Raw genomic sequence first — 20844 nt, forward strand, 5'->3', positions numbered from 1 at the left:
GATTCTCAACATCGCCGTTCTGCGAAACGAGAACGGCCAGCCCCTTGCGCGGCTCCAATTGCACGAACTCGATGTGTTTCAACGCCGCTTCGGACTTGGTTGCCAAAACGACACCCGCACCCCGAGACAAGCCCGACAGAAGCTGGCTCGCTTCCGTCAGCATATGATCCAGCGTATGCCCACTGCTCGACGCTTTCACCTGTGTCTCGATGATGCGGCGCTCGTCATCGCTTAAATCGCCGATTTCCATAAAAGCATCAACGAAGAAGCGCAGCCCTTGCTGTGTCGGCATGCGCCCCGCCGAAATGTGGGGCGCATAAATGAGCCCCAGATGCTCCAGATCGCTCATAACATTGCGGATCGTGGCCGGCGAAAGCTGGGTCGACAGAATACGCGAAAGATTGCGCGAGCCTAACGGATCGCCGTCCCTTAGATAGGATTCGACGATGACCCGAAAAATCTCGCGGGAGCGGGCGTCCAGCGATTGCAGCGCATGTTCCTGAAATTCTCTGTCCAAGACCGGTTTCGTCATCCGCGACCTCTGTTATCCCGAATATAAGCGGCGCACCTCCAATGACAACAGGGTTGAATGCCGGTGCACACTGGGTTTTCTTGTCGCTTCCGGATTTCCTTTGCGTTCGCGCACCCGCAAAGCTACAAGCCGCCAACACCGAATGACACTGGAGAAAAACGCCCATGCGCCCTTCAAAACGCGAACCCGATGAAATGCGTGCCGTCAGCTTCGAGCGGGGATTTTCCAAGCACGCGGAGGGGTCGTGTCTGGTGCGCTTCGGCGACACGCATGTGCTGTGCACGGCCAGCCTGGAGGAGCGCGTTCCGCCATGGCTGCGCAATTCCGGCCAGGGTTGGGTGACGGCGGAGTACGGTATGCTGCCGCGTTCCACCGGCGATCGCATGCGCCGCGAAGCCTCTTCCGGGAAACAGGGTGGCCGCACGCTGGAGATCCAGCGCCTGATCGGCCGCTCGCTGCGCTCAGTCGTCGATCTGCAGGCACTTGGCGAAAAGCAGATCACCGTCGACTGCGATGTGATCCAGGCCGATGGTGGCACCCGTACGGCGGCTATCACCGGCGGGTTCATCGCCCTTTCGGACTGCCTTTCATGGATGGACGCGCGCCAGATGGCCAGCCGCGACAAGGTTCTCAAGGACCACGTCGCCGCCATCTCCTGCGGCATCTATAACGGCACGCCCGTTCTCGATCTCGACTATGCGGAGGACTCCGCAGCCGAGACCGACGCCAATTTCGTCATGACGGGCAAGGGCGGCATCGTCGAGATCCAGGGAACGGCCGAAGGCGACCCCTTCTCCGAAGAACAGTTCGCGGCCTTGATGGGGCTTGCCCGCAAGGGTATCACCAAGCTTGTGGACATGCAGAAGATGGCCATTTCCTGAGTTGACGCAGAACGGACCATGCAACCCTCGGCAATCCTCGAAACCGCGCTTTATGTGAGCGACCTTGCCGAAGCCGAGTGCTTCTATGGCGAAACCCTCGGGCTGGAGCGGATTGTGAAGGTCGAGGGCAGGCATGTGTTTTTTCTCTGTGGCGAGACCGTCCTCCTTCTGTTCGACCCCGCCGCGACCGCCGAGCCGCCTGCACCCGATGCCCGCCTGCCCGTACCGCCCCATGGCGCAATGGGCGCGGGGCATCTTTGTTTCGCCGCAACCGCCGAGGAGATCGTCCGTTGGAAGGCGCGCCTCGAAGCGAAAGGCATCGCCATCGAGGCGGATTTCGAATGGCCCAATGGCGGGCGCTCCATATACTTCCGTGATCCCTTCGGCAATTCGCTCGAATTCGCCGAACCGCGCATCTGGGGACTGACTTGAGACCGATCGACAACAAGACCTTTGTGCTCGCAAGCCACAACAAGGGCAAACTCCGCGAGTTTTCGAACCTGCTGGCTTCGTTCGGCTACACGGTGCGTTCCGCCGCCGAGCTTGGACTGCCCGAGCCGGAGGAGACCGGAACAACATTCGAGGAAAACGCCCGTATCAAGGCGCTGGCCGCAGCCGAGGCCACCGGTCTGCCGGCCCTGTCGGACGATTCCGGCCTTTGCGTCGACGCGCTCGAAGGCGCGCCCGGTGTCTACACCGCCGACTGGGCAACAAAGGAGGACGGCAGTCGCGACTTCATGATGGCCATGGAGAAAACGCAAAAACTGCTTACCGAAGCCGGCGCGGATACACCGGAAAAGCGCACAGGCCGTTTTGTGGCGACGCTATGCCTGTGTTTTCCCGACGGCGAAACCGAATATTATCGCGGTGAAGCCGAAGGCCATCTGGTTTGGCCGCCTCGTGGCACCGACGGTTTCGGCTACGATCCGGTGTTTCAGCCCGAGGGTTATGAGATCACCTTCGGCCAGATGACGGCGGAGGAAAAGCATGGATGGAAGCCGGGCGACGCGCACGCCCTCTCCCACCGCGCCCGCGCCTTTCAGAAGTTCGCCCGCGCCAGGCTGGGCGCCGCGTGATCACCCCACTCGATACGGCTCCGGGTTTCGGCGTCTATCTGCACTGGCCGTTCTGCGCGGCCAAATGCCCTTATTGCGACTTCAACAGCCATGTGCGCCACCAGCCGGTGGATCAGGCCCGCTTTGCCGCCGCCTTTGAGCGCGAGCTCGCCACCATGCGTGCGCGAACCGGCCCGCGTACCGTCACCAGCATTTTTCTCGGCGGCGGAACGCCCTCGCTGATGGATCCCGAAACAGTCGGTGCGCTGCTCGATGCCGTTGCGGCCAACTGGAACGTTCCCGACGGGATCGAAGTGACGTTGGAGGCCAATCCGAGCTCCGTCGAGGCCAACCGTTTTCGCGGTTACCGCGCGGCCGGCATCAACCGTGTGTCGCTTGGGGTTCAGGCGCTCAACGACCGCGATCTCAAATTTCTCGGACGGCTGCACAATGTCGACGAAGCACTGAAGGCGATCGGACTCGCCCGCGAGATTTTTCCACGTCTCTCTTTCGACCTGATCTATGCCCGCCCGCACCAGAGCGAGGAAGCCTGGGCCAGCGAGCTCGAACAGGCCATTGGCCACGCGGCAGATCACCTCTCGCTCTACCAGCTCACCATCGAGGAAGGCACGCGCTTTCAGCTTCTTCACGAGGCCGGCAAGCTCGCCATGCCGGATGGCAATCATTCCGCACGGCTCTACGAGATCACACAGGCGGTGACGGCGGCGCGCGGCCTGCCGGCCTATGAGATTTCCAACCACGCCCGACCGGGTGCGGAAAGCCGGCATAATCTCGTCTACTGGCGCTATGGTGAGTATGTTGGGGCCGGCCCCGGCGCCCATGGCCGCTTCATCGAGGATGGCCGCCGCCATGTCACCTTTACGGAGAGGATGCCGGAAACCTGGCTCGCACATGTGGAAGCCAAAGGCCACGGCGTCATCGGCGGCGAAGTGTTGACGCATGATGAGGAAGCTGATGAGTTCCTGCTGATGGGCCTGCGTCTCGTCGAGGGGATCGATCTACCGCGCTACGAGGCGCTTTCGGGCCGTTCGCTGTCGAACCGTCGCATTTCCGTTCTTCAGGAAGAAGGTCTTGTGGAACCGGTTGGCAACACCCGCCTGCGGGCCACTCCGCGCGGGATGATCGTACTCGATGCCGTGGTTGCCGATCTGGCGAGTTGAACCAAAACGGTAGAGCCAATGGGCCCGTCGCCGCTAGCTCCCGCCACCGAACCGCGTCGGTGCCGCGTCGATGATCTGCGGCCGACCCTCTCGCACCTCGTAGATGGCGTAGCCGCGCTCGGCCGTGCCGTCGCCCGTAAAACGGAACAGCCCGGCATACCCGTTGAAACCGACCGGCGTTTCGAGCGCGTGACGCGGGATGCCACCGCCACCCTTGGCAATGTTGGCGACCAGAACCACCGTGTCGTAGGCAAGCGCCGAGGTCAGCGCGGGCGCCGTCCCGAAACGCGTCTGATAGCGTTGCTTGTAGGCATCGACGCGCCCCTGATCCGTATCGGCGAACCACCCGCCCTGAAGAGCGGGATCAGCCAGGTTGGCGCTTGTCCATTGCCCCGTTCCGAGAATCTTCTTGCTCGACACGTCGATGCCGGTTTCCGTCATGGTGGTCACAATGGTCGCCGGGCTGCTGCCGCCATCGGGCACGAAAACGGCATCGGCTGTACGCAGAGCATCCGCCACGCTCTGCACCGCCTCATAGACCGACATGTTGTCATACGCGTAACGGGCAACCGCAGTCAGTTCCCCGCCTGTTTCCAGCATGGTGCGGCGCGCCTCGGCTTCGGCGACGTCGCCAGCAGCGCCTTCCGGCAAGATCGCCACCACGCTACGCACACCCTGGTCCTCAGCATAACTGAGTGTGCGCCTAACGACGGCCTGTGGCAGGAACGAGTTGAGATAGACGCCTGACGATGCAGCTGCCCGGTCCGAAGAGAACGCAATCATCGGTGTCTGCGTCGTTCGCAGAGCCGGTGCGGCGGCGCGCACATTGGCGGAAAAGAGCGGCCCCAGAACGGCGGAGGATCCTTCCGCCACGGCCTGTGTCGCTGCGGCGGCGGCCCCTTCCGTTGTTCCCCCCGTATCCTTGATGACCAGTTCCAGCGTCTGCATGCCAGCGTCGTCCATAGCGAGCAGCGCGGCGTTTTTGAGTTCGGCTGCAATGCGGCTCGCATTGCCCTCGGCCGTTAACGGCAGAAGCAACGCTACCCGCGTATCACCAGAACCGATCACCTCACCCACGGCCGGCTGGCGCGGGGCCTGGTCTTTTATCGGTGGCCGGTTGATGTTTTGCCCGTTCGACTGCGGCATGCCATAGGGCACGTCGTTGCCCACGCAACCGCCAAGCATCGCGAGAGCGACAAGCCCTATGACGAGAAATCCGGCCTTGCCGCCGGTCGATCTCCATAAATTCATAACCGCATCCGTCCCAAATTCAGCGCGCGACTTTGCAACCCTCATGCCGGCATGTCAAAGAGATGAGCGAATAAGGATCAAAGAGTTATGGATAACCCGCGCGAGGACAAAAGTTTCGTTGTCGGCAGCGCCCGCGTCGTCGCGAACCCGCTGGAGCCCGCGCTCTATCTGGTGGCCACGCCGATCGGCAATCTCGGCGACATTACCCTGCGCGCGCTGGAGGTTCTGGCGGGCGCCGACCTCGTCGCCTGCGAGGACACCCGCGTCTCACGCGTCCTTCTTTCGCGCTATGGCATCGCGCAGAGTCTCACCGCCTATCACGAACACAATGCGCGCGAGGCGGGCCCTCGCCTGCTATCGGCGATCGAAGACGGCAAAAGCGTCGCGCTAATTTCGGATGCCGGGACACCACTCGTTTCCGACCCCGGTTACAGGCTCGTCGATCAGGCCATAGAGATTGGGCTGCGCGTCGTTCCCATCCCCGGCCCTTCGGCGGTTCTCACCGCGCTTTCGGCCTCCGCTCTGCCAACCGACACGTTCCTTTTTGCCGGCTTCCTTCCTGTCAAAGAAGGCCAGCGTCGTACGCGGCTCGAAACATTCCGCCAGACACCGGCAACGCTGATTTTCTTCGAATCCCCCCGCCGGCTGGCCGACAGCCTCGCGAGCATGGCGGCAGCGCTGGGAAGGGAACGCTCGGCCTGCGTTGCGCGCGAACTGACCAAGACCTTCGAGGAATTGCGTCGCGGCACATTGGCCGATCTCGCCGCACATTATGCCGACAGCGGTGCTCCCAAGGGTGAGGTCGTTGTTTGCGTCGAACCGCCACTCGACCAAGAAAGCGCCAGTGCCGAGGATGTGGATCGACTGCTTCTATCGCTCTCCGCCGAGATGTCGACGTCGAAAGCCGCGGGGGAAGCTGCGCGCATGACAGGTGAACGAAAATCCGAACTCTATCAACGGCTTCTGAAACTGAAGACTGAGAATCATGCCGGCTGAGGCACGACGCAAAGCCTATCGTCTCGGCCATCGTGGTGAATGGCTGGCGGCGATGGCATTGCGCCTGAAGGGCTACCGCATCCTGGCACGACGCTACCGCACGAAACTTGGCGAGATCGACCTGGTTGCCCGGCGTGGCGATACCGTCGCCATCGTCGAAGTCAAGGCCCGCCCGACGCTGGAACAGGCGATGGACGCGGTCGGATATCGTGCTCAGATCCGGATCGAAAGAACCGCCGATCTTTGGCTTGGCCGTCAGCCCGATTATTCGCGCATTTCGCTCCGCTTCGATCTCGTCGCCATCCTACCCCGCCGTTGGCCGGTGCACGTGGAGAATATGTTTCATGGTCGCTAGCCCTCGCTCCACGGAACCCCGAGGGCCGATAACCTTCTCCACGAGTTCAGGCTCATCCATCGTCGGAACGAAGAGCGTGGTGTAAATCGAAAACGCTCCTCAGCGTCGGGTCACCCGCATCGGCAGTCCGCCTTGCGGCTGCGTGGTCAATTTTTGAACCGGCCAGGGGTTCGTCTCCGGTAGGGTGTCGAAGCGGAAGCGGGAAAGCAGAACGGCGAGCGCGATGACCGCCTCCTGCATGGCAAAGGTCGCGCCGATACATACGCGTGGCCCCGCACCGAAAGGAAGATACTGGTAGCGATCGAGCTTATCCCGGTTTCCAGGGTAAAACCGCGACGGCATGAACGCCTCCGGACTGTCCCATAGTGCCCGATGGCGGTGCACCGTCCACGGCATGACGAGCACTTGCGCGCCTCTTACGATGGTCAGATCTTCATAGCGGTCTTCCTGGATGGCTTCGCGATTGAGCGACGGCGCCGGCGGATAAAGCCGCAGAGCTTCCTCGAAGGCTGCGCGCGTGAACGGCATGGCGTCGAGCCAGTTCACCGGATCGGACACGCCCCCCAGAACGGCGTCGATCTCCGCCTCGACCTTTTCACGCTCCCATGGTGCTTCGGCAAGACAGTAGATCGTCCACCCCAGCGCGCGCGCCGTTGTCTCGTGGCCAGCACCGATAAAGGTGATGATGTTGTCCTCGATTTCTTCGCGCGTTAGCCCGTCCGGTCCTTCGGCACGCAACAGAAGTGTGAGGAAATCTTCCGAAACCTCGTTGCCGTTCGCCATCTTCGCTTTCCGCATAGCCATCGTATCGGCCACGATCCTGCGAAAAAACGTAAGCGAGTTGCGACCGAGAAGTCGCGTGAGGCGTGGCAGCCAATCGGGTGCGCCCAGAAGATCGAGTGGATCGACCCGCCCCATGGTCTCGAACAGCCGATCCACCTGTTTGGCGAAACTGCCTGGTTCCCCGGCTATCTCGCCGGAGAAAAGCGTGTCGGCCAATATGTCGAATGTCAGAAGCGTCATATCACGCGAGACATCGACCGGCGCGGTCGTATCCTCGTAGCGCTCGGCGAAGATGCGAGTGCGCTCCAGCATCGGCTTCGCAAAACCGGCGATATGACGCGGTGTGAAGACAGGGGCCATGGCCTTGCGCGATCGCCGCCACACCGCGCCTTCCGCCGTCAGCAGTCCGTCACGAAGGATGGGCCGCAGTATTTTCTGGCGCACCCGGGCCATTTTGTAGTTTTTTGCATTGTCCACGAGCACATGGCGGATGAGCCCTGGGTCATTGGCGATGACGAGTGGCCCGCCAATCGTATTGTCGATCGATATCCATGGTTCGTTGTAGGAAGGTTCGCCCCACAGTTCGAGCGGATTGCGGTAGACGATCCGCATCATCTCGAGCGTCGAAGGCGGGTTCGTGCGGGGCCTTGGAGCCGGGGGCACGAAAGGGGCGGGCGGACTTTCCATAAGCGCATCCTTTCCCGCTCAATCTAGGGCTTGACGGTCCCTGCTTCAATTTTTGGACACGCCCATGAAAAGTGGGAACCCTTTCGCACATTGAGCATTGTTGAGGCACCTAGGCCGAATGACAAACCGGAGTGCACTCCGCAGCGATGCGGAAGGAACCGTCATGAATTGGAATCAGATCGAAGGCAATTGGGAACAGTTCAAAGGCAAGCTCCAGCAGCAATGGGGCAAGCTGACCAACGATGATCTTGATGTGGTCCGCGGCAACCGCAAGGAGCTCGCGGGCAAACTTCAGGAACGTTATGGCAAGGCCGAGGAAGAGGCCGAGCGCGAAATCGACGAATGGCTTGCCCGCCATTAACAAGCCGTCACGTGATCAAACGACCTAAAAAGCCCCGCCAAAAGCGGGGCTTTGTTTTGCGCGGTGCGCCTCTAGATCAATGGTTTTCGTGCTGTTCGCCCGAACCGCCAACCGCAACGATATTGTAAGGCATACCCTCAACGGCGATGTCGCGCTCTTTTTCGAAAGTTTCGGCATTGATGGCATGGATCACACCGTTGAGTGGATCGGTGACCATGATGTCGTCGCCAGCCACGGCAATGCGCGGGCGAGGATCAGACCAGTGCCCGTCCATCGAGTAAGGCGCGGTCAACTCAAGTGACCGATCGATCTTTCCCGAAAGCACGTTTATGCGGTTGAGCTTGCCATCCTCGGTAAAAACGTAGGCGAACTTCGGACGCACCGGATCGACCACGAAATGCACACTGCGCACCGGCAGCTCGATCAGCCGGAAAGCGTTCTCGTCTTCCGGATCGATCAACACCAATGCCGAACGACCGAAATTACCCAGGAAGAATTGCAATGCCTTGCCGCCGGCAAGCGTCGAGACCTTCAAATCGTCTGGTAGCGCGTCCGCGTAGGCAAGATGTTGAATTTTCGGTTCCGAACTGCGACCGCCCGAAACCAGGAGCAGACCCGTGTCGCAAGCGATCGCGGTCACGTTGCCGGAGGTTGCCTCGCCGTGCAATCCCGGACAGGCGACGGTCTCACCCACCGGCGCACCATCGGTATCGACGACCTGCACACCTTCGGGCAACTCGCTGGGATCCTTGCTGTTTGGAACGGTGATGATGGCGTGCTCGCCATAGGGAATGGCTACCCCATGGTGCGGCGCGGACGTTTTTAGCTCGCGGAACACTGGATTGCCTTCGGAAACATCCTTCTCCGAAACCACGCGCGCCACGCCTTCACCGTCGAAAAACAACGCGATTTCGCCGTAGTGGGCGACGAAATGTACAGGCCGTTCGCCATCGACGGCCCCATCCAGCGCCTTGGGTTCGCTAACCTCCATATCGGCATGATCGCCATGATCGTCGAAGTGGATGCCGCTAGAGAACGCCGTCACCGTGTTGGCGTCGCGCTGTACGGCGAACACGGTTTCGCTGCTCTGCGTCGCATAGATGCGCGCCGGAGCCTTGAGCGAGAAAGTCTCCAGCGTCTCGCCCTTCTCCGCATCGAGTACGCGCAGTTCCGGCTCGGAGTGGTCGGCAACGAACAGGCGCCACGCCTCATGCTCTTCGGCGAACACCGGCTGGGTAACCGCAAGCGCGGTGCCCGCAGTCAAAAGCCCTGCGCGCAACAGGTTTTTGGAAGGAAGCATCGTCTTCTCCTTTATGTTATAATATTACTAACTTGGCACAGGAAGCCGTTTACAGATTTTGCAATGCTCCGGCAGGCAACCGCGAAAAATCGGTCGCCATTGGGGAATGGACCCCTGCGAATGCTGCCGCGCCTTCCGTCAAGGTGACTTGGCAGCGCAGACGCTCGGTCCTCAGCTTTGCTTGGCGAGGCATTTTTTTAGCGAAGCGGCCATCGCGCGGATGAGCTCGAAATAGAGATCCTTGCCATCGGCAATCTCGGCACCGAGCGGGTCGAGCACGCCGGATTTCGCGTCGGTACCTTCGGTCACGACTTCCACGAGACGCGGCTCGAACTGGGGTTCGGCGAAAACACAGGCGGCATCCAGTTCGCTCACCTTGGTGCGGATTTCATCCACTCGCTGCGCGCCGGGAATCACCTCCGGGCTGACCGTGATCGAACCGGCGGCCTCCAAACCGAAGCGCTTCTCGAAATACTGATAGGCATCGTGGAAAACGATGAAGGGACGATCCTTGACCGGCTCCAGCTCGGTGGTGACCTCCGCTGCCAACGCATCGATGCGCTCATTGAGCTTCTCCGCATTGGCAGCGTAAGCCGAAGCGTTATCCGCATCGGCTGCGCCAAGCGCTTCGGCGATCGCATCGACCATGATTTTCGCATTCTCCGGATCGAGCCAGATATGTGCATCGGGGCCATGGTCGTGGTGATCGTGCCCATCGTCATGAGCATGCGTTTCTTCGTGGTCATGACCGTGGTGACCGTCTTCATGTGCCTCGTGAGCGTGCCCGTCGCCGTGATCGCCATGGGAATGGGCCTCGAAAGCCCCGCCCTCGCGCATATCGAGCAAGGTCATTCCATCAACTTCGGCCAATGCGACACGCGTGGCATCGCCAGCCAGCGTCCCGAGCGGTTTTTCAAGAAAGACCTCCATGTTGGGGCCCACCCAGAAAACAAGGTCCGCTTCCGCCAGCATGCGTGCCTGGGAGGGACGCAACGAGTAGGTGTGCGGTGAGCCGGCGCCTTGCAGGATAAGCGCCGGCTCACCCACGCCCTCCATTACGCCCGCCACCAGAGAGTGAACCGGCTTGATGGAAGTCACGACCTGCTGCTCGGCAGCCGAAGCCCCTGCCAGTGTCCCCGGCGCCAGCAATGCAAGGGAGGATGCGGCAGCGACGAGTAAGCGGCGAAACGGCTTCATGGAAAGCTCCTATGGGCATTGAATGGCAAGCGAATATGCAGTCACAACGTTCGATTCCCAGAACAAATGTTATGACATTACATATCCTTGCGTAACGCTATAACGTGTGCCATATCCGCTGGCAAGACGGAAAAAATCATATGCTGAAAAAACAAAGATACTCACCCGAACCTAAAGACGGGATGCTGGTCGAAATGCACAATGCCGGTGTCAGCCGCAATGGGCGCTGGCTCGTGCGCGGTGTCGATCTTTTGGTGCGAAGGGGAGAGATCGTAACACTGATCGGTCCAAACGGCTCGGGCAAAAGCACCACGGCCAAGGTGGCGATTGACATTGTAAAGCCGAGCGAGGGGCATGCGCATCGCGCGCCCCGCCTCAAGGTGGGCTACGTTCCGCAAAAGGTATCTCTCGACTGGACATTGCCGCTCAGTGTGGAGCGTCTCATGACATTGACGGCACCCGCCAGCCGCGACGAGATTGCCACCGCTTTGGAAGAGGCTGGCGTGGCACATCTCGCCGGCCGGCAGGTGGCCGCACTTTCCGGTGGCGAGTTCCAGCGTGCGCTCCTGGCCCGCGCGATGCTACGCAAGCCGGATCTTCTGGTGCTCGACGAACCCGTTCAAGGTGTCGACTTCACCGGCGAAGTGGCGCTCTACGAGCTCATCCGCGACATCAGAGACCGCACCGGGTGCGGGATCTTGATGATTTCGCATGATCTTCACATCGTCATGGCCGACACTGACACAGTGATCTGCCTGAATGGCCATGTGTGTTGCCGGGGCGAACCGCAAAGCGTGATGGACAGCCCCGAATATCGGAAGCTGTTCGGAACCCGTGCGGCCGAGGCGTTGGCGCTCTATCGCCATCATCACGATCACACACATCTGGCCGACGGGCGTGTGCGCCACGCCGACGGCACCATCACCGAACATTGTCACCCCGAAGACGGCCATCACCCTCGTCACGACAATGCGGGCGTCGAACACGCGCAGGCCAAGGGAGTGTCCGATGCTCGATGATTTCTTCACCCGCGCGCTTCTGGCGGGGGTCGGTCTCGCCCTGGTAACCGGGCCACTTGGCTGCTTCGTTGTATGGCGGCGTATGGCTTATTTCGGGGATACCATGGCTCATTCCGCGCTTCTGGGTGTTGCCCTGTCGTTGATCATGGAGATCAACCTGATGGTCGGCGTTTTCCTGGTGGCCACGCTCGCCTCGCTCGCCCTTGTTTTCATGGAGCGACGACGTGCGCTCTCCACCGATGCATTGCTCGGTATTCTATCCCACTCGACATTGGCACTCGGCCTCGTCATGGTGGCCTTTATGACTTGGGTCCGCGTTGATTTGATGGGTTTTTTGTTCGGCGATATCCTCGCAGTCTCGAGGCTGGACATCGCTGTCGTCTATTGTGGCGGCGCAGCCGTTCTCACCCTGCTCATCTGGCTTTGGCGACCGCTTTTGGCAGCCACCGTCAACACCGACATCGCCCAGGCCGAAGGGTTGAAACCAGAGCGTTCGCGGCTGATTTTCATGCTCCTCATGGCGGCGGTGATCGCAATTGCCATGAAACTGGTGGGCATTCTGCTTATCACCGCGCTCTTGATCATTCCCGCTGCCACCGCACGGCGCTTCGCGAGCGGACCGGAAGTCATGGCGGCTCTGGCGGCTGTCGTGGGCGCGCTTTCCGTGATCGGAGGGCTGACGGCGTCCTTGCAGTTCGATACACCGTCCGGGCCGTCCATCGTGGTGGCGGCACTGGCCCTGTTCCTTCTGAGCCTGATGCCCTCGCCCCTGGTGGGCAATGATGACCGTGCAACGGAGGCAAAGCCATGAGTGCCGATCTGACACGCAACCAGGCGCTGGTGATGAAAACACTCTCCGGCGCCGGGGCACCGCTCAGCGCCTATACGATCCTGGATCGGCTACGCGATGACGGACTGCGCGCGCCACTTCAGGTTTATCGCGCGCTCGACAAGCTCACCGAAATGGGGCTGGTGCACCGGTTGGAGAGCCTGAACGCCTTCGTCGCCTGCGCGCATCCTAACTGCCACGAACAGGAACTCATCGCCTTCGCCATCTGCGAAAATTGCGGCAAAGTGGAGGAATTTTCCGATCAAGTGGTCAAGGACCGTCTCGACGGCTGGGCCAGGAACCATCGCTTCAAGGCTGCGAAAACGACGATAGAGATCCGTGGCGACTGTGGACGTTGCGAAGTGAAGAGTTAAGCGCAAGAATCTCTCGCCTATGACCGCGTTGTTTTAAAGATGACGCGGACGCGAACCTGGAATCTGTTTCTTCCACCCCACCGACATCCTGCCGATGGATCTCCTCAAGGGATGTTACCTTGCTCTCTTGACATTCGCCCAGAATCGTAACTACATAAGTTACATGAAGCGAGACAGCCGCCTTTCCTCCGTCCTCCACGCCCTGCTCCACATGGCCGAGCGAGATGGGCCCCAAACATCCGAAACGCTTGCCAAATGCCTTGGCACCAATCCAGTGGTGGTGCGCCGCACGATGGGACTGCTACGCAAGGCCAGGATCGTTACTTCGGACCGCGGGCCTGCCGGTGGCTGGCGCATCACGGCTGATCTGAACGAGGTCACACTGCGCCAATTGCATGCAGCCCTTGGCGAGCCGGCCTTCTTTGCGATCGGCAATCGAAACGAAACGCCTGAGTGCCTGGTCGAACAAGCAGTCAACGCCGCGCTCGACGAGACGTTTATCAAGGCGGAAGATCTTCTTCTCGAACGCTTTTCCGAAATCACCCTAGCCGATCTCGCCGCGGATTTCTCGCGCCGGCACGCGGCACAGCGCAAGCAAAGGACGCAATGAATGGATCAGGATGTTATCATCATTGGTGGCAGCTATGCCGGTATGGCGGCCGCGCTTCAACTTGCAAGGGCACGTCGAAAGCTGCTGATCGTGGATGCCGGCGAGAGGCGCAATCGCTCCGCAAGCCATTCCCACGGCTTTCTGACTCAGGATGGGGCGGATCCTGCAGAGATGGCCTTACAGGCGCGCAAGCAACTCGAAGCCTATTCCACCGTAACCTGGGTCGATGGTAACGCCACCGCCTTAACCGGTGAACGTGATCGCTTTGTTGTCGAATGTGCGGATGGAGTTCATTATGCGGGGCGACGCGTGATCTTTGCATCCGGGGTGCGCGACCATCTGCCCGCCATCGAGGGCATGGCGGAACGCTGGGGCCGCAGCATTTTCCATTGCCCCTATTGCCATGGCTATGAATTGGATAAGGGCGCAATCGGCGTCGTCGGGAGCGGTCCTTTGTCGTCCCATCAAGCCGAACTCCTGACCGAGTGGGGAAACGTCACCTTCCTGCCCAACGATACGCTCGAACTCGATCCGCAGACCCACGAGCGCCTGCTTGAGCGCGGTGCTTCAATCGAAGAGGCAGGTATCGAGAGCATCGTCAACGAAGCGGACGTTCTGCTCTCAGACGGTCGGGTTCTTTCCTTCTCCGGGCTTTTCGTCGCGCCCAGGGTCGAACCTGCAAGCACCCTGCCATTGGAGCTGGGTTGCTCCATTCAAGAAACGCCGATGGGCACCCAGGTCCAAACCGACACGACCAAAGAAACGAGCGTGTCCGGTGTTTTCGCATGTGGCGATACCGCCCTTTCTCCACACTCCGTCTCGCTCGCCGTGGCGGATGGAGCGATGGCTGGGACACAGGTCCACCGATCGCTGGTCTGGTCGTAGAGCGAAGTTTGAATATGCCGCGCTCCGATGCCATCACCACCACGCAGTCGGAAGGCTATGAAGCTCGGGTCGCGCGGCAGGTCCCCGGCCTGCGCGATCTGCATCGGATGGCTGGGATTCTTCTGGCAGAGCGCGTCCCGCCAAGTGGAAGGGTTCTGGTGCTTGGTGCTGGCGGGGGGCTTGAACTGCGCGCCTTTGCGCAAATGCGTCCCGATTGGCGGTTCGATGGTGTTGACCCGTCTGCCGACATGCTCGCGCTTGCCCGTGCCAATCTGGGCGACCTGCAAGGTCGCGTTGCCTTTCACCAAGCCTATATAGAGGAGATGCCGAGAATCCTCTTCGACGGCGCAACCTGTCTTCTGACACTGCATTTCCTGCCGCGCAAAGCGCGACTCGACACGCTAAGGGAGTTGCATCGCCGTCTTACGGCCGGTGCGCCTCTCGTCGTGGCCCCCCACAGCTTTTCGATCCACGACCGGTCGGGAGAGCGCTGGTTAGCGCGCAATGCTGCGTTCCATGGGGCAGAAGGAAGGGCGCCGGGCGAGGCCATGGCGCAGATTGACGCCATGCGGAAAAATCTTCCGGCTCTCACCCCGCGCGAGGATGAAGAACTTCTCGCGGAAGCGGGGTTCAGCGACATCGAGCTCTTTTATGCAGGTTTCAGCTTCAGGGGTTGGGCCTGCCATGCGTCCCGTTCCGCCTGAATGGCATAGTCGAGATCAGCGCGCACCGATCGGCACAGTCAGGTTCCAGACCCGATAAAGATCGTTGAGCGCCCGCGCGGTATGGCATTCGATTCTGGGCAGGCCTGATCTGCGCAGAGTTTCTGCATACTTGGCGTCGCTGTTGCGGGTCCTGACAAGAATCCAAAGGATCATTTCCCACTTTATGCTGTCCTGCGCGCCCTCAAGGTGTCCGGCACGATCGGAGCGATTGACGAGCGTGCGTCTGAGATAGCGCGAAAACCGCAACCAGGGGCTGGATGTGACGAGGATCGCGCCGGTGGCGCGGGACAGCCGCGCGGGCATAAGGCGCGAATAATTCCCCTCCATTATCCAACGCTCCTGTCCGATGGCTGCGTCGTGCAGCGCCGTGAATTCCTCTTCGGGGCGGGCTTTCCAATCGGTGTTAGGCAAGTGCTGCAGTTGATCGAGATGGACAGCCGGGAAATCGAGCGTTTCGGACAAAGCCACGGCCAGCGTAGACTTTCCGGCATTGGACGGGCCGAGAATAACGATGCGCTCGCCGAGAGAAGCCAGGGGCAGCATGGAAAACACCGTGGAGAACGTTGGGCGCTCCGAATGCTTCAGAGCACTGGCATTGTCAACGCCTCCAGCACACGCCAGGCTGCCCGTCGAACCGGTGCCAGCCTGTTTGCCATTCCCCTAGCCGCCCTTCACCACATGGTTGTTCCTGAGCCGAGTTACTGAATTTCCGTGCGCGTCGAAACCCTCATAGCGCGCAAAGCGAAGCGTGTGAGGGGCGAACTCGGCGTAACCCTGCGCCGTCACATGACCGATGGATGAAGTCTTCATGAAATCGTGCACACCGAGTGGCGAATGGGCGCGGGCCATACCGGAGGTCGGCAAGACCGCATTCGGACCCAACGCGTAATTGGCCATGGAGCCTGCCGCATATTCGCCAAGAAGAATCTCCGAGGCGTTGCGCACCCGGGACAGATACTCGAAGGGTGTCTTGGAAAGAATCTGCAGATGCTCCGGTGCATAGTCGTTGACGAAGTCGAATGCCGCCTCGGGCGTGTCGGCCAGCACGATACCACCGCTGGTGCCGCCCAGAACGTCGGAAGAGTAACGCACGCGTTCCGCATTCATTTCGGCCCAATATTTTGGCAGGGCCGCCTCTACCCCTTTGGCCAAATCGCGCGACCAGGTGACGAGGAAGTTGGAGCTGTCGCTGCCGTGCTCGGCTTCGACCAACAAATCGAGCGCGGCAATCTCGGGATCGGCGGTTTCGTCGGCCAAAACGATGCTCTCGGTGGGCCCGGCAGGCAACCGTGAGGCAATCTGGCCTTGAAGCAAGCGCTTTGCAGCCGCAATCCAGGGACTGCCCGGTCCCTCGAACTTCGCACAGCGCGGCACGGTGTCCGTGCCGAACGCGGCAGCGGCGACGGCCTGACCGCCACCGGCCTTGTAAACATGCTTCACGCCGGCGATGTGCGCCGCAACCAGCGTCGCCGCATCCACCTTGCCGTCGGGTCCAGGCGGGGTGAGCACGATGGGCATCGGCACACCGGCCACCACCGCGGGGATCGCCGTCATGAGCGTCATGGAAGGGAAAGTGCCCTTGCCGCGCGGAGAATAGAGCGCGACACTGTCGATAGGCGTGACACGCTCGCCCACCAGCACGCCGGGGCGGATTTCCTTCATCCACATTTCCTCGGGGCGCTGTGCCTCGTGGAAACGGCGGATGTTGTCGGCGCAGAACTCCAGCGTCTCGATCATTTCCGGATCGAGCGCCTTGAAGGCGGCCTCGAAATCCTCTTCCGTCGCCGCGATCTCGTCCGGTCCGACCTGCGCCTTGTCGAACATGCGCGCAAACCGGGACAGGGCCACATCCCCCTCGTCGCGCACCGCCTCGATGATGGGCGTTACATTTTCGAGGAAATGGGTGAGGTCGTCTTCCGTTCGCGTAAGCAGCGTCTTGCGCTCATCTGCGGACAGTTTCGACAGTTCGTGCCAGGCAACGCGGTTCGACATCTTCACCCACCAGTTCAAAGCATGCGTTTCGGCGCCACGTATAAATGATTTTCGTGCGAGGCATAGCCCCAGCGCGAGAGGCCTATCAGCGCAGCATGCCTTCATAGATGCCGGGAGTGGAATCGGGAATCTCGATCGCCCCGCACTGGCGCTTGTAGAAATCGACCGGACCGGCCCCGCCGATCACGCCATAGACATAGCCCGCATCCCGCATCGCATGCAGCGTGGCCATGAGAAGGGCGGCCCCGACGCCGCGACCGCGCGCGGCCTCGGCAACCCCTGTAGGGCCGAAGAAGCCCTTCGCCGTGGCATCGTAGCAGGCAAAGCCCAGAAGCACGCCATCTTCCACCGCGACCAGAACATTGGCCGGTTGCGCCGCCATGGCGACGGCGCATTCGCTGGCCCAGTTGCGGCTGAAATGCTTCTCCGCGAAATCGCACACCACATGCATTTCCGGCGCGATGGCGCGCCGGATGACGATGCCTTCGGCCGGCCGGCGGGCCTGTGGGAGCCTGTAGAGGGGGACGAGCATGTCAGTCATTGTCCGACTCCGCATAGGCCACGAAATGGCCCGGCGCAACCTCGCGATAGCCTGCAATCGGCTGAGTCGCGCCGGCGCGTACGGCTTCTGCCTGCCGCGTGAAGGCCAGCGCATCGTCCTCATTCGCGTCAAAACGCTTCGACGGGTCGGGCACGGCTGAGATAAGAAGGCGCGAATAAGGGTGATGCGGATTGCGGATGACGGCATCGGACGGGCCCCGCTCCATCACCTGGCCGGCATACATCACCGCCGTTTCCTCGGCGATATAATGGGCCGTCGCGATGTCGTGGGTTATATAGAGGAAAGCGATGTTGCGCTCTTCCTTCAACCGCCGCATCAGGTCGAGCACCGATTTGCGGATCGACACGTCGAGCATGGAGGTGGGCTCATCGGCAACGATCAATTCCGCGCCAACCGCGAGCGCACGGGCGAAGCTCACACGCTGGCGCTGGCCGCCGGAAAGCTGGTGCGGGAACTTCTCCAGCGTGGTGTCGGGATCGAGTTCCACGTCCGAAAGCGTCTGCCTGAGCCGCGCCTCGATATTCGCCCCGCCGCCGTGCAGCCGCAATGGACGTTCGAGATGATGGCGGATGGTGTGGGTGGGGTTGAGCGATGAAAATGGATCCTGAAACACCATCTGCACCGCGCGCAGATAGGCGCGGTCGCCGCTGCGGGTGCGGTTTTCGAAGATGTTCTCGCCGCGAAACCGGACCGTACCGGCGCTCGGCTCGAAATGGCGGATCACGGCGCGCCCGCAGGTGCTCTTGCCGGATCCGCTTTCACCCACCAGGGCCAGCGCCGTACCGGGCTCGATTGCGAAGGTAATGTTACGCAGCGCATCCACGCGGCGCACCGCACCCAGAACCGGGCGTACATGAAAGGTCTTCGAAACGCCTTCGAGCGACAGAAGCGGGGCGGTCATGCGGCGGCTCCCTCGATGCGCGGCATGGCCGCCCAAAGCTTGCGCGTGTATTCGTGCTGCGGTTCGGCCACCAGGCTGCGCGCCTCGCCTTCCTCCACGATGCGCCCTTCCAGCATGATCGCGATACGGTCGGCGAACTGCGCCATCAGCGCAAGATCGTGCGTGATGAACAACACCGAGAAGCCAAGCGTTTTGCGCAGTGCCACAATCTCCTGCAGAATCTCGCGCTGGACCACCACATCGAGCGCGGTGGTGGGCTCATCCATGACGATAAGACGGGGTCTGAGCGTCAGCGCCATAGCGAGTACGACGCGCTGGCGCATGCCGCCGGAAAGCTGATGCGGGAATGAATCGAGCCGATCTTCGGAAATGCCGACCATGGCCAGCATTTCGCCGGCCTTGGCGCGGGCGGCATCGCGCCCCAACTTCTCGTGGCGGGCGAGCATGTCGCGGAATTGTTCGAAGACCGTCAGCACCGGGTTGAGTGAGTTCATCGCGCTCTGGAACACCATGGACGCCTCGCTCCAGCGCCAGGCTTCCAAGCGGCGGCGCGAAAAGGCCAGCACGTCCTCGCCCTCAAACAGTATCTTGCCGTCGCTGATGAAGGCCGGCGGCCGATGCATCCGCAGGATCGAAAAGGCGATGGTGCTCTTGCCACACCCGCTTTCGCCGGCAAGGCCCAGAATTTCGTTCTGCCCTATATCAAGCGAGACATTGCGCACAGCGTGGAAAATGCCGGTGGGCGTCAGGTAGTCGACGCACAGGTTCTGCACCGAGAGAAGCCGCTTTGCGGTCTCCATGCTCATGCCTCCTTCTCCGCAAGACGCGCGCGGTCGAGCTTCTTCTGCAGCTTCATGGCCTTGCCGATGGCACCCAGCGTGCGCAGCCTCGGGTTCGAAATTTCGTCGACGCCGAAATTGAGCAGCGATAGGCCGATGCCGATAATGACGATGGCGACACAGGGCGCGGCCATCTCCCACCACGCGCCCACGGTGATCGCCGAGGCGTTCTTGGCGTTGTAAAGCATCGTGCCCCAGGAAACCGAGAGCGGATCGCCGAGCCCGAGAAACTCCAGCGTGGCCTGGGTGATGACGGTGAAGATCACGCTTCCGATGAAATTGAAACCGATGATCGACAGGAGGTTCGGCAGCATCTCCACGAGGATCATGCGCCAGACCGGCTCGCCGAAGAGCTGCGAGGCCTGGATAAATTCTCGGTTCTTGAGGGTCATGGCCTGGGCGCGGGTCACGCGCGCGCCCCACGCCCATGACGTAAGGCCAATGATGATGGCGATGGAGAGCGGTCCCACCTGCCCGAGAAACGCCGCCAGCACCAAGAGCAGCGGCAATTGCGGCAGGACCAGAACGACATTGGTGGCGAAGTTCAACACCTCGTCGGTTGCGCCCCCGTAGTAGGCAGCGGTGAGCCCCACCACGGTGCCGATCAGTGTAACGATAAGCCCGGCGAGAATGCCCACCATGAGCGAGGTGCGCGTGCCCCACACGAGTTGGGTGTAGACGTCGCGTCCCATGCGAGTGGTGCCCATCACATACTCAGCGCTTGGCGGCTGATGCGGGCGGCTCACGCGCTTGTTGGGATCGTGGTCGGTAACGATGGGTGCTGCGAGCGCCACCACCACATAGAACGCCACGATGAAGACACCGAAGGCTGCCTTGCGGTTGCGGACGAAAATCTTCAGGAGGTTGAGCATCACGCCCTCCTCAAGCGCGGGTCGAGCGCCACATAGGCGATATCGACGACGAAATTTGCACTCAGCATGGCAAGCGTCATGATGAGAAGTTGGCCCTGAATGAGAGGGAAATCACGCGCGATCACGCCCATGTAGAGCAGGTTTCCAAGGCCCGGATAGTTGAACACGACCTCGGTGATGAGCGATCCGCCGAACACAGCGCCAAGGCTTATTGCGAAGGCCGTGATGGATGGCAGGAAGGCGTTGCGGGCCGCATAGTTGTAGCGCACACGGGCGTCCGACAGCCCTTTCGCCTCTGCGAGATGAACATAGTCCTCGCCTAGCTGACCGATCATGTTGTTGCGCATGGTGATGAGATATCCGCCCACCAGAACCACGCCGAGCGACAGAACCGGCATCAATGCGTGGAGAAACACGGATGACAGGAATGGTCCGCTGAATGAAGGCGAAAGCGAGGGATCGAACGCATAGCCGGCTGGCAGCCAGTTGAGTGTCACAGCAAAGACGAACAGTGCTGTGATTGCCACCACCACAGGCGGAATGGATTGCAGCGCCAGCGCCATGGGCGACACGAAACTATCGAACCGGCTGCCGCGCTGCCACGCAGCGCGAATGCCGAATAGCGTGCCCAGCGCATAGGCCAGAAGTGTCGCCGTG

Annotated in this window: 24 protein-coding genes and 1 pseudogene; 13 read left to right on the top strand and 12 right to left on the bottom strand. The window is 61.2% G+C overall.

The window, feature by feature from the left end:
* Positions 1 to 532, bottom strand: a pseudogene (gene hrcA, locus QZ638_RS14105) (heat-inducible transcriptional repressor HrcA); the annotation flags it as partial.
* Positions 533 to 696: 164 nt separating this feature from the next.
* Here hrcA and rph point away from each other — a divergent pair.
* The 4 genes from rph to hemW are packed head-to-tail and all read left to right on the top strand — an operon-like array spanning position 697 to position 3649.
* Entirely contained in the window at positions 697 to 1413 is a 717-nt protein-coding gene (rph, locus tag QZ638_RS14110; RefSeq protein ID WP_295811616.1) for a ribonuclease PH, read from the top strand.
* An 18-nt stretch (positions 1414 to 1431) separates the two neighbouring features.
* Positions 1432 to 1845, top strand: a complete 414-nt coding sequence (locus QZ638_RS14115) for a VOC family protein (protein ID WP_295811619.1) — start codon at positions 1432 to 1434, stop codon at positions 1843 to 1845.
* Positions 1842 to 2489, top strand: coding sequence for an RdgB/HAM1 family non-canonical purine NTP pyrophosphatase (gene rdgB, locus QZ638_RS14120; protein WP_295811622.1), 648 nt, complete (start codon positions 1842 to 1844; stop codon positions 2487 to 2489). Before QZ638_RS14115 ends, rdgB begins: the two co-directional genes overlap by 4 nt.
* Entirely contained in the window at positions 2486 to 3649 is a 1164-nt protein-coding gene (gene hemW, locus QZ638_RS14125; RefSeq protein WP_295811625.1) for a radical SAM family heme chaperone HemW, read from the top strand. Before rdgB ends, hemW begins: the two co-directional genes overlap by 4 nt.
* A 33-nt stretch (positions 3650 to 3682) precedes the next feature.
* Here the strand turns inward: hemW and QZ638_RS14130 are convergent, their stop codons facing one another.
* A complete protein-coding gene (locus tag QZ638_RS14130) occupies positions 3683 to 4900 on the bottom strand; it encodes a penicillin-binding protein activator (protein WP_295811626.1) in 1218 nt (405 codons plus the stop codon).
* A gap of 87 nt (positions 4901 to 4987) precedes the next feature.
* On the opposite strand from QZ638_RS14130, the gene rsmI reads away from it, so the two are divergent.
* On the top strand, positions 4988 to 5896 hold the full coding sequence (rsmI, locus tag QZ638_RS14135; protein WP_295811628.1) for a 16S rRNA (cytidine(1402)-2'-O)-methyltransferase: 909 nt from the start codon (positions 4988 to 4990) through the stop codon (positions 5894 to 5896).
* Complete coding sequence (locus QZ638_RS14140) at positions 5886 to 6251, top strand: YraN family protein (protein ID WP_295811629.1); 366 nt, start codon at positions 5886 to 5888, stop codon at positions 6249 to 6251. The genes rsmI and QZ638_RS14140 overlap by 11 nt, the downstream gene beginning before the upstream one ends.
* A gap of 99 nt (positions 6252 to 6350) precedes the next feature.
* On the opposite strand, the gene QZ638_RS14145 is transcribed toward QZ638_RS14140, so the two are convergent.
* Positions 6351 to 7721: a cytochrome P450 gene (locus QZ638_RS14145; RefSeq protein WP_295811633.1), complete on the bottom strand. Its 1371-nt coding sequence runs from the start codon at positions 7719 to 7721 to the stop codon at positions 6351 to 6353.
* A gap of 163 nt (positions 7722 to 7884) precedes the next feature.
* Here QZ638_RS14145 and QZ638_RS14150 point away from each other — a divergent pair, with 163 nt between their 5' ends.
* Positions 7885 to 8082, top strand: a complete 198-nt coding sequence (locus QZ638_RS14150; protein ID WP_295811636.1) for a CsbD family protein — start codon at positions 7885 to 7887, stop codon at positions 8080 to 8082.
* A gap of 76 nt (positions 8083 to 8158) precedes the next feature.
* Here the strand turns inward: QZ638_RS14150 and aztD are convergent, their stop codons facing one another.
* Entirely contained in the window at positions 8159 to 9382 is a 1224-nt protein-coding gene (gene aztD, locus QZ638_RS14155; RefSeq protein WP_295811637.1) for a zinc metallochaperone AztD, read from the bottom strand.
* A 171-nt stretch (positions 9383 to 9553) separates the two neighbouring features.
* Positions 9554 to 10579, bottom strand: a complete 1026-nt coding sequence (znuA, locus tag QZ638_RS14160; RefSeq protein ID WP_295811640.1) for a zinc ABC transporter substrate-binding protein ZnuA — start codon at positions 10577 to 10579, stop codon at positions 9554 to 9556.
* Positions 10580 to 10719: 140 nt separating this feature from the next.
* On the opposite strand from znuA, the gene QZ638_RS14165 reads away from it, so the two are divergent.
* The 6 genes from QZ638_RS14165 (at position 10720) to QZ638_RS14190 (ending at position 15000) form a co-directional block, all read left to right on the top strand.
* Positions 10720 to 11598, top strand: a complete 879-nt coding sequence (locus tag QZ638_RS14165; RefSeq protein ID WP_295811643.1) for a metal ABC transporter ATP-binding protein — start codon at positions 10720 to 10722, stop codon at positions 11596 to 11598.
* On the top strand, positions 11588 to 12409 hold the full coding sequence (znuB, locus tag QZ638_RS14170; protein ID WP_295811645.1) for a zinc ABC transporter permease subunit ZnuB: 822 nt from the start codon (positions 11588 to 11590) through the stop codon (positions 12407 to 12409). Before QZ638_RS14165 ends, znuB begins: the two co-directional genes overlap by 11 nt.
* Positions 12406 to 12801 carry a Fur family transcriptional regulator gene (locus QZ638_RS14175; protein WP_295811648.1) on the top strand — a complete coding sequence of 132 codons (396 nt, stop codon included), beginning with the start codon at positions 12406 to 12408 and terminating at the stop codon, positions 12799 to 12801. Before znuB ends, QZ638_RS14175 begins: the two co-directional genes overlap by 4 nt.
* Positions 12802 to 12964: 163 nt before the next feature.
* On the top strand, positions 12965 to 13411 hold the full coding sequence (locus tag QZ638_RS14180) for an Rrf2 family transcriptional regulator (RefSeq protein WP_295811651.1): 447 nt from the start codon (positions 12965 to 12967) through the stop codon (positions 13409 to 13411).
* Positions 13412 to 14296: an NAD(P)/FAD-dependent oxidoreductase gene (locus QZ638_RS14185; protein ID WP_295811653.1), complete on the top strand. Its 885-nt coding sequence runs from the start codon at positions 13412 to 13414 to the stop codon at positions 14294 to 14296.
* A gap of 14 nt (positions 14297 to 14310) precedes the next feature.
* Positions 14311 to 15000, top strand: coding sequence for a class I SAM-dependent methyltransferase (locus tag QZ638_RS14190; RefSeq protein ID WP_295811654.1), 690 nt, complete (start codon positions 14311 to 14313; stop codon positions 14998 to 15000).
* 15 nt (positions 15001 to 15015) lie between these two features.
* Here QZ638_RS14190 and QZ638_RS14195 read toward each other — a convergent pair whose 3' ends face one another.
* The 7 genes from QZ638_RS14195 to QZ638_RS14225 all read right to left on the bottom strand — a co-directional run.
* Entirely contained in the window at positions 15016 to 15564 is a 549-nt protein-coding gene (locus QZ638_RS14195; RefSeq protein WP_295811657.1) for an AAA family ATPase, read from the bottom strand.
* A 117-nt stretch (positions 15565 to 15681) separates the two neighbouring features.
* Positions 15682 to 17013 (bottom strand): histidinol dehydrogenase, encoded by a 1332-nt coding sequence (gene hisD, locus QZ638_RS14200; protein WP_295811660.1) that lies wholly within the window; start codon positions 17011 to 17013, stop codon positions 15682 to 15684.
* An 85-nt stretch (positions 17014 to 17098) separates the two neighbouring features.
* Entirely contained in the window at positions 17099 to 17554 is a 456-nt protein-coding gene (locus QZ638_RS14205) for a GNAT family N-acetyltransferase (RefSeq protein ID WP_295811663.1), read from the bottom strand.
* Positions 17547 to 18476: an ATP-binding cassette domain-containing protein gene (locus QZ638_RS14210; protein WP_295811665.1), complete on the bottom strand. Its 930-nt coding sequence runs from the start codon at positions 18474 to 18476 to the stop codon at positions 17547 to 17549. Before QZ638_RS14210 ends, QZ638_RS14205 begins: the two co-directional genes overlap by 8 nt.
* Positions 18473 to 19282, bottom strand: a complete 810-nt coding sequence (locus QZ638_RS14215) for an ABC transporter ATP-binding protein (RefSeq protein WP_295811668.1) — start codon at positions 19280 to 19282, stop codon at positions 18473 to 18475. Before QZ638_RS14215 ends, QZ638_RS14210 begins: the two co-directional genes overlap by 4 nt.
* Positions 19279 to 20187, bottom strand: coding sequence for an ABC transporter permease (locus tag QZ638_RS14220; protein ID WP_295811670.1), 909 nt, complete (start codon positions 20185 to 20187; stop codon positions 19279 to 19281). The genes QZ638_RS14215 and QZ638_RS14220 overlap by 4 nt, the downstream gene beginning before the upstream one ends.
* Positions 20187 to 20844: ABC transporter permease (locus tag QZ638_RS14225; protein WP_295811673.1), on the bottom strand; the 658-nt coding region annotated here is incomplete at its 5' end. The genes QZ638_RS14225 and QZ638_RS14220, both read right to left, overlap by 1 nt.

Source organism: uncultured Nitratireductor sp. (assembly GCF_913053745.1).
GTDB lineage: Bacteria > Pseudomonadota > Alphaproteobacteria > Rhizobiales > Rhizobiaceae > Nitratireductor.

Coding starts and splice junctions, on each gene's coding strand:
- rph (WP_295811616.1), top strand. CDS start 697: ATGCGCCCTTCAAAACGCGAACCCGATGAAATGCGTGCCGTCAGCTTC.
- QZ638_RS14115 (WP_295811619.1), top strand. CDS start 1,432: ATGCAACCCTCGGCAATCCTCGAAACCGCGCTTTATGTGAGCGACCTT.
- QZ638_RS14130 (WP_295811626.1), bottom strand. CDS start 4,900: ATGAATTTATGGAGATCGACCGGCGGCAAGGCCGGATTTCTCGTCATA.
- rsmI (WP_295811628.1), top strand. CDS start 4,988: ATGGATAACCCGCGCGAGGACAAAAGTTTCGTTGTCGGCAGCGCCCGC.
- QZ638_RS14140 (WP_295811629.1), top strand. CDS start 5,886: ATGCCGGCTGAGGCACGACGCAAAGCCTATCGTCTCGGCCATCGTGGT.
- QZ638_RS14145 (WP_295811633.1), bottom strand. CDS start 7,721: ATGGAAAGTCCGCCCGCCCCTTTCGTGCCCCCGGCTCCAAGGCCCCGC.
- QZ638_RS14150 (WP_295811636.1), top strand. CDS start 7,885: ATGAATTGGAATCAGATCGAAGGCAATTGGGAACAGTTCAAAGGCAAG.
- aztD (WP_295811637.1), bottom strand. CDS start 9,382: ATGCTTCCTTCCAAAAACCTGTTGCGCGCAGGGCTTTTGACTGCGGGC.
- znuA (WP_295811640.1), bottom strand. CDS start 10,579: ATGAAGCCGTTTCGCCGCTTACTCGTCGCTGCCGCATCCTCCCTTGCA.
- QZ638_RS14165 (WP_295811643.1), top strand. CDS start 10,720: ATGCTGAAAAAACAAAGATACTCACCCGAACCTAAAGACGGGATGCTG.
- znuB (WP_295811645.1), top strand. CDS start 11,588: ATGCTCGATGATTTCTTCACCCGCGCGCTTCTGGCGGGGGTCGGTCTC.
- QZ638_RS14175 (WP_295811648.1), top strand. CDS start 12,406: ATGAGTGCCGATCTGACACGCAACCAGGCGCTGGTGATGAAAACACTC.
- QZ638_RS14180 (WP_295811651.1), top strand. CDS start 12,965: ATGAAGCGAGACAGCCGCCTTTCCTCCGTCCTCCACGCCCTGCTCCAC.
- QZ638_RS14185 (WP_295811653.1), top strand. CDS start 13,412: ATGGATCAGGATGTTATCATCATTGGTGGCAGCTATGCCGGTATGGCG.
- QZ638_RS14190 (WP_295811654.1), top strand. CDS start 14,311: ATGCCGCGCTCCGATGCCATCACCACCACGCAGTCGGAAGGCTATGAA.
- QZ638_RS14195 (WP_295811657.1), bottom strand. CDS start 15,564: ATGCTGCCCCTGGCTTCTCTCGGCGAGCGCATCGTTATTCTCGGCCCG.
- hisD (WP_295811660.1), bottom strand. CDS start 17,013: ATGTCGAACCGCGTTGCCTGGCACGAACTGTCGAAACTGTCCGCAGAT.
- QZ638_RS14205 (WP_295811663.1), bottom strand. CDS start 17,554: ATGACTGACATGCTCGTCCCCCTCTACAGGCTCCCACAGGCCCGCCGG.
- QZ638_RS14210 (WP_295811665.1), bottom strand. CDS start 18,476: ATGACCGCCCCGCTTCTGTCGCTCGAAGGCGTTTCGAAGACCTTTCAT.
- QZ638_RS14215 (WP_295811668.1), bottom strand. CDS start 19,282: ATGAGCATGGAGACCGCAAAGCGGCTTCTCTCGGTGCAGAACCTGTGC.
- QZ638_RS14220 (WP_295811670.1), bottom strand. CDS start 20,187: ATGCTCAACCTCCTGAAGATTTTCGTCCGCAACCGCAAGGCAGCCTTC.